The sequence below is a fragment of the Actinosynnema sp. ALI-1.44 genome (assembly GCF_001984155.1).
Lineage (GTDB): Bacteria > Actinomycetota > Actinomycetes > Mycobacteriales > Pseudonocardiaceae > Kibdelosporangium.
Genome location: NZ_MTQO01000044.1, coordinates 142,506 through 159,386, shown reverse-complemented (window position 1 = coordinate 159,386; position 16,881 = coordinate 142,506). Strand labels below are relative to the sequence as shown.

The 16,881-nt window shown below is 68.2% G+C and carries 16 protein-coding genes; 4 read left to right on the top strand and 12 right to left on the bottom strand.

Annotation, left to right across the window (positions count from 1 at the left end; all coding sequences use genetic code 11):
* Position 1 precedes the first annotated feature (1 nt).
* The 7 genes from fabF to ALI144C_RS19345 are packed head-to-tail and all read right to left on the bottom strand — an operon-like array spanning position 2 to position 7,213.
* Positions 2-1,234: a beta-ketoacyl-ACP synthase II gene (fabF, locus tag ALI144C_RS19375; protein WP_076988523.1), complete on the bottom strand. Its 1,233-nt coding sequence runs from the start codon at positions 1,232-1,234 to the stop codon at positions 2-4.
* Positions 1,231-1,728, bottom strand: coding sequence for an SCP2 sterol-binding domain-containing protein (locus tag ALI144C_RS19370; protein WP_076988522.1), 498 nt, complete (start codon positions 1,726-1,728; stop codon positions 1,231-1,233). The genes fabF and ALI144C_RS19370 overlap by 4 nt, the downstream gene beginning before the upstream one ends.
* Positions 1,725-3,374, bottom strand: coding sequence for an FAD-dependent oxidoreductase (locus tag ALI144C_RS55580; protein WP_076988521.1), 1,650 nt, complete (start codon positions 3,372-3,374; stop codon positions 1,725-1,727). The genes ALI144C_RS19370 and ALI144C_RS55580 overlap by 4 nt, the downstream gene beginning before the upstream one ends.
* The gene (locus tag ALI144C_RS55575) at positions 3,371-4,309 is read right to left on the bottom strand and encodes a hypothetical protein (protein ID WP_076988520.1); all 939 of its coding nucleotides are present in this window, start codon (positions 4,307-4,309) and stop codon (positions 3,371-3,373) included. The genes ALI144C_RS55580 and ALI144C_RS55575 overlap by 4 nt, the downstream gene beginning before the upstream one ends.
* Positions 4,306-5,448, bottom strand: a complete 1,143-nt coding sequence (locus ALI144C_RS19355) for a 3-oxoacyl-[acyl-carrier-protein] synthase III C-terminal domain-containing protein (RefSeq protein ID WP_076988519.1) — start codon at positions 5,446-5,448, stop codon at positions 4,306-4,308. Before ALI144C_RS19355 ends, ALI144C_RS55575 begins: the two co-directional genes overlap by 4 nt.
* Positions 5,445-5,744, bottom strand: coding sequence for an acyl carrier protein (locus ALI144C_RS19350; protein ID WP_076988518.1), 300 nt, complete (start codon positions 5,742-5,744; stop codon positions 5,445-5,447). The genes ALI144C_RS19355 and ALI144C_RS19350 overlap by 4 nt, the downstream gene beginning before the upstream one ends.
* A complete protein-coding gene (locus ALI144C_RS19345; protein ID WP_202818995.1) occupies positions 5,741-7,213 on the bottom strand; it encodes a flavin-containing monooxygenase in 1,473 nt (490 codons plus the stop codon). The genes ALI144C_RS19350 and ALI144C_RS19345 overlap by 4 nt, the downstream gene beginning before the upstream one ends.
* A 491-nt stretch (positions 7,214-7,704) precedes the next feature.
* Between ALI144C_RS19345 and ALI144C_RS19340 the strand changes: the two genes are divergently transcribed.
* Both ALI144C_RS19340 and ALI144C_RS53380 read left to right on the top strand, forming a co-directional pair.
* Positions 7,705-8,094 (top strand): nuclear transport factor 2 family protein, encoded by a 390-nt coding sequence (locus ALI144C_RS19340; protein ID WP_168211293.1) that lies wholly within the window; start codon positions 7,705-7,707, stop codon positions 8,092-8,094.
* A gap of 8 nt (positions 8,095-8,102) precedes the next feature.
* Entirely contained in the window at positions 8,103-9,053 is a 951-nt protein-coding gene (locus tag ALI144C_RS53380) for a nitroreductase/quinone reductase family protein (RefSeq protein ID WP_202818994.1), read from the top strand.
* Positions 9,054-9,114: 61 nt separating this feature from the next.
* Here ALI144C_RS53380 and ALI144C_RS19325 read toward each other — a convergent pair whose 3' ends face one another.
* The 3 genes from ALI144C_RS19325 to ALI144C_RS19315 all read right to left on the bottom strand — a co-directional run bounded on the left by ALI144C_RS19325 (position 9,115) and on the right by ALI144C_RS19315 (position 12,469).
* A complete protein-coding gene (locus ALI144C_RS19325; protein WP_076988516.1) occupies positions 9,115-9,840 on the bottom strand; it encodes an SDR family NAD(P)-dependent oxidoreductase in 726 nt (241 codons plus the stop codon).
* 102 nt (positions 9,841-9,942) lie between these two features.
* The gene (locus tag ALI144C_RS19320) at positions 9,943-10,827 is read right to left on the bottom strand and encodes a ParB/RepB/Spo0J family partition protein (protein ID WP_237774222.1); all 885 of its coding nucleotides are present in this window, start codon (positions 10,825-10,827) and stop codon (positions 9,943-9,945) included.
* 898 nt (positions 10,828-11,725) lie between these two features.
* Positions 11,726-12,469, bottom strand: a complete 744-nt coding sequence (locus ALI144C_RS19315; RefSeq protein WP_076988515.1) for a hypothetical protein — start codon at positions 12,467-12,469, stop codon at positions 11,726-11,728.
* Positions 12,470-12,831: 362 nt separating this feature from the next.
* On the opposite strand from ALI144C_RS19315, the gene ALI144C_RS19310 reads away from it, so the two are divergent.
* Positions 12,832-14,247, top strand: a complete 1,416-nt coding sequence (locus ALI144C_RS19310; RefSeq protein WP_076988514.1) for an amidase — start codon at positions 12,832-12,834, stop codon at positions 14,245-14,247.
* A 53-nt stretch (positions 14,248-14,300) separates the two neighbouring features.
* On the opposite strand, the gene ALI144C_RS19305 is transcribed toward ALI144C_RS19310, so the two are convergent.
* Positions 14,301-15,125 carry a DUF72 domain-containing protein gene (locus tag ALI144C_RS19305; RefSeq protein ID WP_076988513.1) on the bottom strand — a complete coding sequence of 275 codons (825 nt, stop codon included), beginning with the start codon at positions 15,123-15,125 and terminating at the stop codon, positions 14,301-14,303.
* A 136-nt stretch (positions 15,126-15,261) separates the two neighbouring features.
* The gene (locus ALI144C_RS19300; RefSeq protein ID WP_076988723.1) at positions 15,262-16,215 is read right to left on the bottom strand and encodes an NADP-dependent oxidoreductase; all 954 of its coding nucleotides are present in this window, start codon (positions 16,213-16,215) and stop codon (positions 15,262-15,264) included.
* A gap of 82 nt (positions 16,216-16,297) precedes the next feature.
* Between ALI144C_RS19300 and ALI144C_RS19295 the strand changes: the two genes are divergently transcribed.
* The gene (locus ALI144C_RS19295; RefSeq protein WP_076988512.1) at positions 16,298-16,852 is read left to right on the top strand and encodes a TetR/AcrR family transcriptional regulator; all 555 of its coding nucleotides are present in this window, start codon (positions 16,298-16,300) and stop codon (positions 16,850-16,852) included.
* The last annotated feature ends 29 nt before the right edge of the window (positions 16,853-16,881 follow it).

Sequence of the window (16,881 nt, the reverse complement as noted above, 5' to 3'; positions counted from 1 at the left end):
GTCATCCTCCGAATCGTTGGAACACCAGTGAAGTGTTGTGACCGCCGAACGCGAACGAGTTGGACAGCGCGACGTCGACGTCGGCTTTGCGAGCCTCGCCGGCCACGTAGTCGAGATCGCAGTCCGGGTCTGGCCGGGTGAGGTTGATCGTCGGCGGCAGCTGGTGCCGGTCGATGGCCAGCGCGCACACCGCGGCCTCGACACCTCCGCTCGCCCCCAGCAGGTGACCGGTCATCGACTTGGTCGAGCTGACCGCCAGCCGCCTGCTGTGCGCACCGAACGACTGCTTGATCGCCCGAGTCTCGGCGACGTCCAGCAGCGGCGTCGAAGTGCCGTGGGCGTTGATGTAGTCCACCCGGTCCGGCCGAAGCCCGGCATCACGCAACGCCAGCGTCATCGCCCGTTCAGCGGCCAGGCCGTCCGGGCGGGGCGCGGTCATGGCGTACGCGTCGTTGGTCTGTCCACATCCGACGATCTCGGCGAGCACCCGCGCGCCCCTGTCGATCGCCGACTCGGCGGTCTCCAGCAAGAGCAGGCCAGCACCTTCACCGAGGACGAAGCCGTCCCGGTCGGCGTCGAACGGCCGCGACGCGCCCGCAGGATCGTCGTTGCGCCGCGACAGCGCACGCATGTTGCCGAATCCGGCGATCAGCGGCGACACCACGCACGCCTCGGTGCCACCGGCCAAGGCCGCACTCGCCCGGCCCTCGCGCACGAGCCCGAACGCGAGGGCGATGGCGTCGGCACCGGACGCGCAGGCCGTGGACGTCGCCACCGCAGGACCCCCGAACCCGTGCATGCGAGCCACGGTCCCGGCGGCCATGTTCACGATCGACGACGGCACGAAGTACGGCGACACCAAGGCAGGAGTACTCGCGTCCACCTGGACGCCGTCCATGATCGTCCGGGCCCCGCCGATCGAGCTGCCGATCACGGTCGCCACGTCCGACCGGTCGGTGAACGCGGCACCTTCGAGAGCCATGGCCGCCGCGGCGACGGCGAACTGGCAGAACCGGTCGGTCCGGCGGGTGTCCTTGCGGGAGCTGAGCCAGTCGAGCGGGTCGAAGCCCGGGACCTCGGCGGCGATCCGGACGTCCAGGCGGCAGGCGTCGAACGCGGTGATCGGCCCGGCCCCGGACATCCCGGCCATCAGGGCGTCCCACGTCGTGTCGGTGCCGATGCCCAACGGAGTGACCAGGCCGACACCCGTCACCACGACTCGTCTACGGCTCACGACGGTGTCCCGGCGCCGAGGCCGAACAGCGACTCCAGCCGCACAGCGAGATTGCCGTCGCCCTCCACCTCCAGGTGGCCGCGCATCAACAAGTCCATCCCGGTGCTCGCGCCGAACGCCATACGCAGGAAGTGGATCGCGTCGAGCGTGAAGGTCACGTCGGCGGGTGGCCCGGCATCCGGCGTCGGCACGACCACACACGTACCGGTGGGGCCGAGGACGAGGTCACGGCGGATCGGACCTGGTGGGTTGTTGCGGCACACGTGCCAGCGTGCGACGACCGGCGGGTCGAACGGGACGTGGGTGTAGAACTCCGGCATGCGGGCGAACACGGCATTCAGCACGGTGTCGCCTTCGGCCGTGGCCAGCAGCTCGGCGAGTGCGTCCTCGTCGACGCCCTCCAGTGCGCCGCGCAGGATCTCCCGATCGGCACCGGCGAGCCTGGCGAGGTCCGCGCCGGTCAACGTCCGGCCGGCCGGAACGTGGTCGCTCATGTGGTGTGCTCCCCGCTGGATCTGGACAATGTGTGGACAGACGTGAGAGCGGACCGGAGTGCCGTGTCCACCTCGACGGCAGGCTCGTGGCCGGGCAGCAAGTCGACGAGATGACCGTCAGGGCGGACCAATGCCGCCGCGTACGTCCCGAGGAGTGTGCGTGCCGTGGGCAGCCCTTGAGCTCGTACGGGGGCTGACCCGATTGCGGCCGACCAGGTTTCGACCTGAGCGGGATCGGTGAACAGGACGAAACCGGGGCCGTCGATGTCTACTGTGGACGTGCTGTGCGACTGGTCGAGCCAGTGGTGCGGTACCCGTCCACCGCGAACCAGCTCCGCGCGGTAGTCCACCACGTCCGGCACGACGGGCCCGTCGTCGCCGGGATCGCGGTAGCGAAAACCCAGTGCCTGGCCCGGATAGTCGAAGTGCGGCCGCTGCTGCTCGACAAGCGGGCGCAACCGCTGCCGCGCCGCCGTGCCCGCCGGTCCCGGATCGGCGAGCGGGCCGGTGCACTCCGCGAAGAACTTCATGGTCTGGATCGCGTTGTGCTCGCTCTGCGCGGCGTTGAACTCGGCCACCGGCCGCCGCTCGGTCTCGTAGCTGTCCAGCAGGTCGTCCCCGGCCCGGCCGGACAGGACGGCGGCGAGCTTCCACGCCAGGTTGTGCACGTCCTGGATGCCGGTGTTCATGCCGAACCCGCCCGTCGGGGGGAAGGTGTGCGCCGCGTCCCCGGCCACGAACACCCGCCCGCTCGCGTCCCGCCACCGGTCCACTTCGGTCGTCGCCATCAACCAGTCCCGGACCGACAGCACCTGGGGTGTCTCGGCCACACCGAGCGCGGTCCGCAGCAACGCGGGCAGGTCGAGTTCGGAGCCGAACAGCCGGTGCTCGTCGGCGGCCGACATCGCGGGCACTTCCAGCAGCCATTCACCGAGGCGCGGGTCGACCGTGATCAGGGCTCCCTGGACCGACTGCCCGACGAGCCAGTAGATCGCACTGCCGACGGCACCGGCGACAGCCGAGGGTGCCAGCCGGAAGTGCACGTCCAGCAGGCGCCCCAGGGGAGACTTGGCCGTCTCCGTGATGCCCACCCCGGCCCGCAGCCCGCCGTGCAGCCCTTCGGCCAGCACGACGTAGCGCGATCGGATCCGTTCCGTGCCTCCCGGTCCGTTGACCGTGACGACGGCACCGTCGGTGTCGGTGTCCACAGCGGTTGCCGTGCAACCGAACCACAGGTTCACCCGGGGATCGCTGGTCAGCGACTGGGTCACGATCGACGCGATCCGGTGCTGCGCACAGATGGCGGGCAGCTCCGGGCTCTGCGCGGCCTTCACCATCAACTGCCGTGCCGAGCCGACCAGATCCAGCCTGCCGACCTCCGGCCCGACCAGCGCGGTGCGCCAGCTGATGGTGGCGGCGGACTGGATCGGCACGCTGGCGGCCCGAACCCGCTCGGCCAGGCCGAGCGTGCGCAGGATCTCCATGGTCCGCACATTGACTACGGTCGCCCGTGGGTGCGGTGCGGGCCGGAAACCGCGCTCCACCAACGTGACCGTGACGCCGCATCGGGCCAGGAGCGCCGCGGCCGTCAGCCCGACCGGGCCGCCGCCGACCACCACGACATCGGGGCCGGACCGGGCCGTCACGACTTCGCCTCGGCGGCGAGCACTGGCGCCAACGCCCGTCGGAGTGCCCGGTCGAACCGACGCCCCGCCAGCTTGCGCACCAGCGCGACCACAGGAAGTCCGAAGAGGACCGAACCGAACAGCCAGCAGAGGAACGCCACCAGAACCAGTCGACGCGGCACACCCGGCCGCGCGGCCTTGGCCAGCCGGGCCCAGACACCGAAGAACCGACCGGCCAGCAGGTCCGCGGCGGCGATCGTCTGGTCGACCACCGCGGCGTCGCTCCGGCGCAGGGCTCCGGGAACACGGTCGGCTAGTGCGCCGCCCGCGTCGGCCGTGGCCTCGGCGACTGCTTCGCCCGCTGCTCGTACCCTGGCCAGTTGCTCGGGTCCGACCCCGGCTCTGGGAAAGACGGAGAACGGCTCTCGCCGTCCGGTGAGCAGCCAGCGCAGCGTCGTGACGAACGTGGCCGCCGGTGGGGCGTCGTCGATGGCGGCCACCGTGCCCAGGTAGCGCCCGCCCACCTGGTTCACCTGGCGTCGCACCGCGACCGCGGCGGAGTACCACATGTTGCGGCACGCGGTGAGGCCGATGACCGGTACCCCCGCGAACTCGTCCGCGAACCGGACCAGAACCGAGCGCATCGGGACCGAGGGAGCCAGGTACCAGACCTGGAACGCGTACACCACCAGGTCCGGGGCTCGGTCGTCCTCGACCGCGCCGCCGTGCTCGATCGAAACATCGGACACTGTGGACCGGTCGGCGGCCTCGGTGAGCACGCTGACGAACCGCCTGGCGGACCAGGGAAAGGGATAGTCCTCTTTGGGTACGACCTGCCGCCGGTCCACTCGCCAGCCCGCGTCGGCCAGCGGACCGACGAAGGCGTCCACCGTCTCCTTGAGCTGGCCGGTCTGGCTGTACCAGTAGACCCGGACCAGCGGTGCCCGGCCGGTCAAGTTCGCACCTCGTCATTCGTGACGGCGGTCAGGTGCATGAAGGCGATGGAGAACCGCCCCGACTCGGGAACCATGCACAGCAGCTTGTCTCCCGGCGAGACGAGGCCGGAGGTCATCAGCTCGTCCAGGATGACGAAGATGGCCGCGCAGCCGATGTTGCCGACCTGCTGCAGGTTGCTGAACCACGTGTCCAGCGGCGGTCCGTCCACCTGGCGCCGCCGCAGCTGCGTGAGCACCATTTCCTTCATTTTCTCGCTGGAGTAGTGGGCCGGGAACCAGCGGATCGCGCTCGGGTCGAACCGGCCTTCGGCCAGCAGCCGCTCGTACTCGTCGACGCCGCACTTGACCAGGTGCGGGAGCAGTGCCAGGTTCTGCCGCATGACCAGCGCGCCCGCCGCGGTGGCCGCCGTCGCGTCCGGATAGTCCAGCCAGGACTGCCGGGTCTCGCCGGACTCGCTGCCGAAGTGCATGCAGGTCGGCCCGGTGTTGGCGAACGAGGTCAGGCTGATCCAGTCGACGCGCAGGCTCGTTCCGTTGACAGCCGGGCGATCCCGTAACACCATGGCCCCGGCGCCATCGGACAGCATGTAGCGCATGAACGCCATTTCCAGTGCCATGGCGCCGTCGCCGGACACCGGTGCCACGCCGTTGTAGCGGGTGTTCTTGAACGTGCGGGACTGGAATTCGGCCGCAGCCACCAGCGCGGTGTGCTTCTCGCCGACGGTGATCTGGTGGTGGGCGGCCTTGAGGGCGGTCATGCCCGCGTTGCACAGGCCTCCAGCGGTGACGATCTCACACGCCGGGCCACCGAGGTCGCCGTGCACCATGCTGGCGAATCCGGGCGCCATCAGGTCGGGGATGGTGGTACCGCAGGCGATCAGGTCGACGTCGTCGATCGTGACGCCCGCGCGGCCGATCGCCTCGCGGGACGCGTTCACCGCCATGTCCGTGCTGGAGACGACCGTGCGCTGCTGCCGGTCGATGGCGTAGTACCGTGTCTTGATCCCGTTGTTGAGCAGCGTCTGGTCACGAACGAGCGCGGAGTTCGGGCCGACAGCGCCGAGGTACTCGTCGATTTCCTCGTTGCTCACCGGTGATCCCGGCAGGAACCGGCCGGTGCTGACGATGTAGGAGGTCATTTCGCACCACGTTCCTGCGTGTCGGATGACACGGCGCGCGACGCCGTGATGCGTTGGGTGACGAGGTCGACCGCCTGCCCGACGCGGTCGAGGCCGAGCAACCGCTCGTCGTTGAGGGCAACGCCGTACTCGCGTTGCAACTCCTGCGTCAACGCCACCAGTTCGAGCGAATCGATGTCGATCTCGGCGAAGGAGACGTCGTCGTTGACGTCGCCGCGAAACCCGCACACCTGCCGCACGAACGTCTCGATGCGGGAACGAACCTCGGCTCGCAGTGCCGTGTCCGTGTTCGTCATTTTCTCTCCATTTCCACGAAGCGCGGCTCGGTGCCCTGCCGCACCAAGTGGTAGGACTCCGCGTCGAACCGTCTGGCGCGGCGGCGAAACCGCCAACTGGCGCCCGGCCACAGGGTGGTGTTGTGGCCGTCGGCGTCGAGGTAGTAACTCGTGCAGCCACCGGTCACCGACACGGTGCGCCCCACCGCGTCCCCGGCGGCGGCCATGAACCGGTGTTGAACCCGCGGCCGGACCTCGATCACTTCCACCGCACCGGCGACGGCAGTCCGTAGGGCGTCGGTGATGTAGCCCGCCTGCGCCTCGATCATGACCAGCAACGAGGTGTGCGACGTGCCGGCGTGTGGACCGGTGAACAGGAACAGGTTGGGAAATCCGCTGACACAGGTGCCCAGATAGGCCGCACGGCCCTGCGCGCGCCAGGTCTCGGCCAGGCTGCCGCCACCACGCCCGTACAGCCGGTGGGTGATCGGCGGATCCGTGACCGTGAAGCCGGTGGCGAAGATGATCGTGTCCGCCTGCCGTGACGTGCCGTCGGCCGTGACGATGCCGTCCGCCGTCACCCGGGCGATCGGGTTGTCGACGAGTTCGACGTGGGGCCGGGTGAGGGCCGGGTAGAAGTCGTCGGACAGCAGCACGCGCTTGCAGAAGATCCGGAAGTCCGGGGTCAGCCTGCGGCGCAGTTCCGGATCCGGGACCTGCGCGCGCAGGTGGGCCCGGCCTTGGCCCTCCAGCATCGCCAGCAGCACCCGGTTCCCGCCGACCGCCAGTGCGGGCAGCTCACGCGTCCAGTACTGGAACGCACGCAGCATCCGTTGCGTGGCAGGCACAGCCCGGAACAGGCCGCGGCGCAGGGCACCGGCGGGCCGTGTCTTCTTCGGCATCACCCAGGCCGGGGTTCTCTGGTACACCTGCACGGACTTGGCCAACTCCGCGACAGCGGGGACGATCTGCACCGAGGACGCGCCGGTGCCGATCACCGCGACCCGCCGTGCGGTCAGGTCGTGACCGTGCTCCCAGCGCGCCGAGTGGAAAGCGGTCCCGGTGAACTCGTCCAGGCCCGGCAGTGCGGGTACCGCGGGCTGGTCGAACGGACCCGTGGCGGCGACCAGGAACGTCGCCGTGACAGGCCCCCGGCTGGTCTCGACCTGCCAGCGCCTGGCGTCGTCGTCCCACTTCGCGGACAACACCTCGGTGTTCAGCGAGATCCGGTCGGCCAACTGCCAGCGTCGCACACACTCGTGGAGGTAGCTGAGGATCTCGTCCCGCGACGCGAAGGACCACGTCCAGGCCGGATTGGGTGCGAACGAAAAGGAGTAGAGCGTGGACGGGATATCGCACGTGCAGCCCGGATAGTCGTTGTCCCGCCACGTTCCCCCGATGTCGGCCGACCGCTCGGCTATCAGAAAGTCGCGGATTCCAGCCTGGTGGAGCCGGATGGTGAGGCCTATTCCCGCGAAACCGCCGCCCACGACCAGAACGTGGACGTCGGTCGGTAACCTCGAAGTGGTAGCTGTATTCGAATCCGGCCCGCGTGAAGGTGATTTAGAAACGTCCGGCGATGACAATTTCGCCATGCCCCCATCCAGTGCGAATTGTGTGGAGAAAGGCCCGGGATACGCGGGCCGATGCGACCGCCGTCCAGCGGCACGACCAAGGTTTGCAAAGGCCATGTAGCCTGTCAAGGCGGCAAACCGAGTGGTCAGGCGCCCCGAGTCGGGTGGCGGGCAACTGGGTAAATTCCCCACTTGACTCGGCCGCTCGTTGTTGATCGCGTTCAACGGATCACGTCACGCCGGTGCTGGCGGCAGCATGCGCCTTCCGTCGACTCGCCCGTTCGGTTAGCTTGGTCGGACGTTGCCCACATCTTTGAGCGCACTCCGCGCCGAGGTGGGCCGTGCACAGCCCGGCTGGGTATTCACAAACGATTCGGAGGCCACCATTGGGTGCCAGCGGTGACGTCGTGCGTCAAGCCTATGACGTCTTTGGTCGCGGAGAAATCGACCAGTTCATCAAGCTGCTCGACGATTCGGTGGAATGGAACATCCCGGCGGAGCTGCCGTACGGCGGGATCTACCGCAGCCCGGAAGCGGTGGTCGAGATGATGTCCACCATTTCGAACTACTACCTGACCCGCAACCTGGAGATCACCTCGTTCGACGAGCTGGACGACCTCGTGGTCGTCCGCGGCAGGCACTTCGGCAAGGTGACCGACGGCCGGGACTACGACGCCGGGTTCGCGGCGTTCTTCACCGTCCACGCCGGGCGGATCGCCACCATGCGGGAGTACGTCGATCCCGGCAAGGTCATCCTGGTGCTGGACTCCCTCAAAACCGAGAACGCGGGCCGATGACCGCGTCCGTGAACACAGAGATCATCGAGGAGTTCCGGGCCACAGGCGGTCGGATCACCAATCCGCTGGTGCCCGAAGGCATCCGGCTCGCCGTGCTGACCACCACCGGCGCCCGGACGAACCTGCCGCGGACCTGCCCGGTGGCGTACTTCGCCCACGGCCGTGACGCCATCGTGGTGATCGCGTCCGCGTACGGCGCCGCCAGCCACCCCGCCTGGTACCGCAACCTCGTCACGAATCCACAAGTGACAGTCGAGGTGCCTGCCGACTCCGGCGACCTGGCCCGGCGCACGGCCAAAGCCAGGACCGCGCGGGGTGCGGAGCGCGACGGGCTGATCGCCGCCATGGCGGTCGAGTCGCCGATCATGTCGGGTTTCGTCGAGAACGAGCACCGCGAGGTCCCGGTGGTCGTCCTCGAGTTCCTGGAAGGCCCGCACGACGACGCTCAGCCGATGACCGACCTCGAGAAGCTGGTCGCCGAGCGCGAGATCCGGGCCGCGATGACCCGGTACTGCCGGGGCATCGACCGGCTGGACGAAGACCTGATCCGGTCGGCCTACCACCGGGACTCGTACGACGACCACGGCATGTACAAGGGTGACGGGTACGCGTTCGCCGCGGACGTCGTGCCGAAGATGCGCGAGGCGTTCGAGTCCACAATGCACTTCATCGGCAACTCGCACATCGAACTGGACCGCGACGTGGCCGCGGTGGAGACCTACTTCATCGCCTACCACGTGCTGCGGGAGGTCACCGAAGGGCGGCGGCTGATGACCTTCGCCGGTCGCTACGCCGACCGGTTCGAACGCAGGAACGGCGAATGGAAGCTCGCCAGCCGTATCGTCGTCCTCGACTGGGACGAGATACGTGACCTGGGCGCGGCCAACCCGCCGGAGATGCGATCCACCTTCACCGCGGGCCGCCGCGACCGCGACGACCTCGTCTACCACCTTCGCTGACCACCACATCGAAAAAAGGCGTTGGGCCGGACAGGGACTGTCCGGCCCAACGCCTTTTCCGCTACCGGGTGGCGTGGACCCCGCCGTTGACGTTGACGACCTGGCCGGTGATGAACCGCGCCCCCGGCGATGCGAGGAAGTAGACGATGTCGGCGACCTCCTCAGGGTTTCCGTGCCTGCCGAGCGCGGTTTGGGCGACCAGGTGGTCGTGGAAATCCGGTGGCAGGCCGTCGCCGAAGAACTCGGTGCCCGGGAAGTAGCCGGGAGACACGACGTTCGACGTCACATCCCGCGGCCCCAGTTGCCCGGCAAGTCCGACGCTGTACGAGGCCAGCGCCGCCTTCGCCGCGCCGTACGAGCCGCTACCCTGGTCGGCGGCAACGGATCCGATGTGGATCAGCGCGCCACCGCGGGCGAACCGCTCCGAGAGCGCCTCGGTCATCAGCACCGCGGTGACGAGATTCGCGTCGATGTCCGCCTGCCACCTCGTCAGGACCTCCCGCAGCCCTTTCGCAGGCGGCGCGCCGAGGCCCCTGAGGCCACCGGCGTTGTTGACCAGCACATCGACCTCGCCATCGACACCGGCGGCCACGCGCTCGACGGTTTCCGGATCCGCGCCGTCGCCCGGCAGACCAAGCACATTCTCACCGAGTGCCTGGCAGGCCCGCGCCAGCACATCGGCTCGCCGCCCGGTGATGTAGACGCGGTCACCGTCCTTGGCGAACCGCGCGGCGATGAGAAATCCGAATCCACTGCCCCCGCCGGTCACAAGCACCGTTCTGGCCATGCGTAATCCTTTCTCAAGGCGATTTCGTTTCGACTTCCGTACCGCCACGCCTGCGGTGGTCGTGGCCGGCCGCCCCGCGACTGCCTTCGTGCCGGAGGGCGATTAGCGCGGATCGCGTCGAGCGGCCAGTTGCACCGCGAGGCGTTGCCAGTTCTCCGCGCACTGGCTCGCCAGCTCGGTGATGGTGTTGAGCCAGTGCGGCGGCAGGCTGTCGGCGATCGTGTCCCAGTCGACCTCGTTGCGGATATGCGGTTCCAGGGCACGCAGAAGCGTGCGTCCCGCCGCGGTCGCCCGTAACGAGGGGTCGGAACGCAGATCGTGGATGTGCCGCCATCGATCGATGTTCGACTCCGCGCCCGAGGACATTCTGGCATTCATTGTGCTAGAATGATTGGGCCGTGGATGAGGGATGATTGTGTCGCTCGATTGGTTCCACCGCACGGGATCCTCGCCGTTGCCCAGGCGACGCCGGACGTCTTTGACCGTGGTCTGCGAGATTCCGGCGAGTCGCGCCACCCTGCTGAGCGGTTCTTCCGGGTGTTCACGCAGCAGTTTGGCGGCTGTCCGTCGGCCGTCGGCCGTCGTGTGGGGGCGGACGCGGCCGTCGCGTCCGATCCGGGTGACCGGTTGCGCGCTGTCGCCGATTCGCCTGCGCAACGCGCCGACGGTTTTGTGGCTCAGCCCGACCTGCACGGCGATCGCCCGGTCCGACCACTCGCCCCACGTCCGGATTATTCGGATCGCCGCTCTCTTCCGGTCGGCGAGGGACAACGGCAAACCGTGTGCGGTGTTGGCGACGACGGACAACAAGAATGACGTGTCCGCGTCGGTGACGATCAGCCGAGCGTCGATCAACTCCAGCCCACGCAACGCTGCGGCGTGCACACGGTGCATGCCGTCGATGACCCGCATTTCGCGTTTGTCGACGAGGATCGGTGGAAATGGGCACTCCATTTCCGCCAGCAGGCTGGCATGTCTGTTGCTCACTCCGCCTATCCGAGGAGAGTCATCTGCTGGGCGCAACGAATCCAGTCGGACCCGCTCAATCGGGAACTTGCGGACAAACTCATCGAAAGAGGCCACGAAAAACTCGGGCACAGTACCATGTGGCGTTGAGTATTTCGACGTAATCTGGACCAGCTCCCCTCTGTCTCCACCCCAGTCTGAATCACCCCGTATCACATGACAACGAACACATCGCCATGTCGCAGGTCAGGTGAACCCGCGCGAACAATCCCGAGATGGATTCAATTGAGATCACAGGATGCGCACAAGGTTGTTTTACAACCTTACCGACTTGATGAAAATATTATGGCCCCCCGAACCCCAGTACCTGCTCGCGTAGGTGTTGCCCGGCACTACGGAGACCGTCACACGGTGGCGTAACAGTCGGAGAAACATGTCGGGAAACATCCCCTCCCAGCGGCCCGCACTCGCAATGTACAAGCCGGGGGCGGCATCGCGCCAGAGCGCGGACGCGATGACAGGCGCCCGGAGAACTCGGGAAAACTTCCTGAACCGCTCTTCTTGACAGGAGGTTCACCGGGTGCCATTTTCCGGTACAGGAAGTCGGGATCATGGAGCGGTCGCGGTTGTGTGCCATATGTGGACGCACGGGATGGAGGTTGACAGGTTGTCAGCCAATGCGCCGGGGATGGCGGGTCCGTAGTGGACTTCATGTCCTTTGTGGTCAGTCGACGGCGCGGCGGTGTGGGACGCTCGTCACACGACGACATACCCGGGACATACCCGGGACATGCTCGAATGGCCGTACGCGAAATGACAGTGTGCTTGATCGCGAGTGGCGATCAAGCACACTGTCATCCCGGTATTGAGGATCGATCGAAGTACCCTGATTTGTTCGATATCCACCGACCGCCGCGGTCTACAGTTTGTTGCTGGACCATTTCGCTATGTCGGTTTCCAGGCGGTCGTGGATCCACTGCTTCATCTCGGAGTCGTCGGACCTGCCGGTGTTGTTGATGCTCACCGATTTCCCGCCGAGCTGCCGCCACTGCTCGACCGCCTTCTGCGGGTAGCACTGGAGCGGGATGTACAGCGTGTTCGCGTCCGTCGGTACCGCGAGGCCGGAGGAGATCTGTTGCTGGGTCAACATGCCCTTGGCCGGGAAATGGGTGTGTCCCTGTGGACCGCCGTGACCGATCGTCACCAGGACCACCGGCCGGTTGGCTGCCCCGGAGTCGCGTAGCCCGTCGCGAACCTGTGCCAGGTCGTTGAAGGGCATCCAGGCCTCTTCGACGTCCGCCTTGGCCCTGCGCAGGAAGAGTCCGTCATCGGGCCGGAAGACGACGACGTCCTCGAAGCGGGAGAGCAGGATCATCTGGACCGTGCTCGTCACTTCGGCGTGGATCATTTCCTGGTCCATCGCCTGCTGCACACCGGACACACCGAACGCGTTCTTCATGATCTCGTTCTCGTGGTCCGCGTCGTCGAGCCGGACGCGGTCGAACATCTCTCGCGCGAGCCGCTCCGTGTCATCGTCGAATCCGCTCAGCCGCTTCGATTCGTACACGTGTCGCAGCTTGCTGATCTGGAAGTCGGTGAGGTTGCTGCCCGCCCAGACCACCACGCCGACGGGGCTCCCGCCGGTGCCTGATTCCATGCTCATGTGACAACTCACTCCTGTGGGTCGTTTCGCCGGTACGGAAATTACAGACCCGCCGAGATCCTCTGCAGACCGTTCGCCCGGCAGGGGCGGTGAATTCTCCTGTTGGCCCAACCGTATGGTTCGCCGCCTGCTCCGTCCGGGTAATGCCGCACAGGGCCGGTAACGCCTTTGCGTGCGGCCCGATAGGGCAACAGGATTTTCCGAACGAAAAGGGAGATGTATGCACGCCATGTGACTACGTCACGGGCGTGCAAAGCGCCACTCTGTGCGCAACACCGTCTGACGGCGGCACGGGCATCGTGATCTTCGGCGTAGGATCGGCTCACTGGGCTCGTCACCTCACCGAGAGGGGAATCCGAGCGATGTCCGATCTGTGTTTCCTGTCCGCCGGTGAGCTGGTCGCGATGATGGCTCGTCGGCAGGTCTCGGCTCGTGAGGTGCTTGACGCGCACCTGGACCGGATCGAGCGGGTGAACCCGGCGGTGAACGCTGTCGTGACGCTGGCTGTCGATCACGCGAAGCGGCTGGCCGATCGCGCCGACGAAGCGGTGATGCGCGGTGAGACGCTCGGTGTGCTGCACGGACTTCCCGTGCTGCACAAGGATCTGACCGAGACGAAGGGGATCAGGACCACGTACGGGTCGACCGTGTACGCGGACTTCGTGCCCGATTTCGACTCGCTCGTCGTGGAGCGGCTGGTGGGCGCGGGGGCCGTGACCATGGGCAAGACCAACACGCCGGAATGGGGGACCGGTTCCCAGACTGTCAACCGGGTCTTCGGTCCCACCCTGAACCCCTACGACCTGAGCCGGACGTGCGGCGGGAGCAGCGGTGGGGCCGCCGTGGCGCTGGCGACCGGGATGGCGCCCATCGCGGACGGCAGCGACATGGGAGGATCGCTGCGCAACCCGGCGAGCTTCTGCAACGTGGTCGGCTTGCGCCCGTCGATCGGCCGCGTGCCGAGTTGGCCGTCCCGCGCGCCGCAGTTCACGTTGGGGACGGCGGGGCCGATGGCGCGCACAGTGCCGGACGTGGCGCTGCTGATGCGGGTGCTCAGTCCGCCGGATCCTCGGCACCCGCTGTCGTCATCGGTGCCCCCGGAGCGTTTCGCAGAGTCGTTGCGGCGGGATTTCACCGGTGTCGTGGTGGCGTGGACGGATGATCTGGGCGGCCTGCCGGTCGACCCGCGGGTGACCCGGGCCATGGCGCCCGGGCCCGACGTGTTGGCGTCGCTGGGTTGCGCGGTTCGCCGGGAGGCCCCCGACCTCTCAGCCGCCGAGGACGCGTTCCTCGTCTGGCGCGCCTGGTACTACGCGTTGATGCTCGGAGACACGCTGCGCGACCGACCCGCGGACGTGGGAGAGAACGCGGCGTGGAACGTCAGAGTCGGGCTGGAGTTGACCGGCGCGGACCTGGCGCGCGCGGAACGAGCGCGCACCGCGCTGTACCACCGGATGCGGGAGTTCTTGGAGCGGAACGAGTTCCTGGTCACCCTGGTCAGCCAGGTGCCGCCGTTCGACGTGCGGTTGCCGTACCCGCCCGAGGTCGGCGGGGTGCGGAGCGAGACGTACCTGGACTGGATGCGCGCCTGCTGGTCGATCTCCGCGACCGGCCTGCCCGCAGCATCGGTGCCGTTCGGCTTCACCGACGACGGACTGCCGGTCGGCCTGCAGGTCGTGGGACGGCCTGGCGACGACTTCGGCGTCCTCCAGTTGGCCCACGCCATCGAGGAAGCCACCGGCGCTGGGCGACGGCGACCACCGGTGTCGGGCTCGTAGGCACAGGCTCTACCGCCTGACGAAATCGACACCAATGGCCGTGCGGTGGCCGCTCAGAACAGGGTCGCTGGTTCGACCGGCTCGGGCTCGGGCAGTGGGTCGAGATCGGGCACGAGCGCCCGTACGTCGTCGTGGAACCGGCGGGCCAGCGCGGGCGCGTCGTCGTTGTCGGGGGTGTGTACGAAGACCGTTGGTGACCGGCCCGCGCGTAGCCAGTCGGCGACCACCGTGGTCCAGGCCTGCCATCCTTCGACTGTCTGCTCGATCGAGTCGCGGCCCAGGTAGCGGACGATGGGGTGGTCGGTCAGTGCTCGTGTGCGTCGTGGCAGCCGTGGTTTCTTGGCCCACGCGTCCTGTTCGGCCTCGCTGGTCGGCGGGCTCTGGAAGAAGGCCGTGGTGTCGAAGGGCAGCCATTCGGCGTTCGCGTCGGCGAGCGTTGCCTCCAGCCGGGATGCGGAGCCGGTGTCGGTGAAGAACCCGGGGTGACGCACCTCCACGGCGCGCCTGCGGTCGGTGGGGAGCCTGCGCAGGAACCGGCCGAGGGCTTCGACGTCCGACGGGCCGAACGAGCCGGGCAACTGGGTCCACAGGACCGCCCGTTCGCCGAGGGGCTCCATCGCATCGAGGAACGCCCGCATCTCTTTCTCGACACCGACCAACCGGCGCTCGTGCGTGACGACCTTGGGCACCTTGACCACGAACCGGAAACCGGGATCGGTCTGCTGCGCCCACGTCTCGACGGTGGCCCGGGCGGGGATCGCGTAGAAGGTGGTGTTGCCCTCGACCGCGTTGCACCAGCCCGCATAGGCACGCAGACGCTGTTTGGCCGGCAGCGACTGCGGCACGAACCGCCCGAGCCACGCCTTGTGGGTCCACATCGCACAGCCGACATGAAGACGCGCCACTCGACCAACTCCCCTCGATCGTGGGTGAAGATAGCCTGTCGCCGGAGCGGAGAGACAGCGGCAGGCGACCGGCCGGGGCCGGTGACGAGTGTGAAGTGCTCCAAGGCGATCACAGGACGAGCATGAGCTTTCCGCCGGGCCGGCGGGACTGGCTGAGCTGGGCGGCCTCGTGGATCCGGTCGAGGGTGTAGGTGCGGGCGACCGATACGGCCAGAACGCCTTCGCCCGCCAGCCGGGCGAACTCGTCCAGCAGGTCGTAGCGCATTTCGATCTGGGTGATCCGGGTGCCCAGTTCGGCCGCGGCGGCGAAGTCCGAGACGGTGAGGACGCGGTCGGGGTCGCCGGTCAGCTCGATGAGGGTCGGCAGTGAGCCACCGGCCGGGCTGGGCCGGCCGGGGCGGTCGATCCGGCCGCCGGTCGGGGCGGTGTCCAGTGCACGGTCGACGCGGCCTTCGGCCAGCGCGGCGACGCGTTCGGCCATGCCCTCGCCGTAGCCGGTCACCTGGGCGCCGATCCCTTCCAGGGCGGCGGCCCGTGCCGGTCCGGCGGTGGCGATCACCCGGGTACCCCGGTGCAGCGCGAGGCGCACCGCGGCCTCGCCGACGGTGGAACCCGCACCGTGGACGAGCAGCAACTCACCCGGCTGGACCCCGAGGTCGTCGAGCGCTCGCCACGCCGTCTCGGCCGCCATCGGCAATGCGGCGGCCTGCTCGGCGGTGACGCTCTCGGGAATGCGCGCCCAGTTCGTCAGCAGTGCGTATTCGGCGGCTCCGGCTGTCGGACCGTCGAAGGTCGCCGGGCCGAACACGCCGTCGCCGATCTGCACGCCGTCGACGCCCGCACCGAGCGCGTCGACGGTGCCCGCGATCTCGAAGCCGACCCCGCGCGGCAGCGGCGGCAACCGGTCGGCGAGGAGGCCGTCGACCACCGCCCAGTCGGCCGGGTTCAGGCCGCACGCCCGCACGGCGATCCGGATCTGGCCGGGTCCCGGCTCCGGCTTGGGCACCTCACGGAGCACGATCGCGTCCGGGGAACCGAATCGGTCGAACTGCAGCGCCTTCATGACGATCTCCTGCGGTGATGACAGCATCTGTTGTCATCGACCCTAGCAGAGTGACGACAGCCTCTGCTGTCATCCTGGTGGTATGCCGAGATGGGAGTCCGACGCACAGGGCCGGCTCGAGCGCGCGGCGCTCGAGCTGTTCGAGACGCAGGGATTCGAACGCACCACGGTCGCGCAGATCGCGGGCGCCGCCGGTCTGACCGAGCGGTCCTTCTACCGTTACTTCCCCGACAAGCGGGAAGTCCTCTTCGCGGGCAGCGAGCTCGAGGCCCACCTCGTCGCCCGGGTCGAGACGGCCGCCCCGGACCTCATGCCGTTCGAGGTGCTGCTGACCGCGCTGGGGACCGCCGACGAGGTCTTCCGCTCGCGCGAGTTCCTGCTGCGCCGCGTCAAGGTGATCGCCGCCAACCCAGCGCTGGCCGAACGCGACCTGATCAAACTCGCCGACGTCGCCGGCGCACTGGCGCGGGCGCTCGAGCGCCGTGGCGTCGAGCCCGGCGAGGCACGCTTCATCGCCGACGTGGTGATCGCGATCGCCCGGCGCGCCACGTCCCGCTGGCTGGCCGACCCGGCCGCGACCCTGTCCGAGCTCATCGCTCAGGCCGCCGCCGAGTTGCGCGAGGCAGTCACGCCGTGAGCACCTTTGGGCCGCCGAGCAGGCTCCCC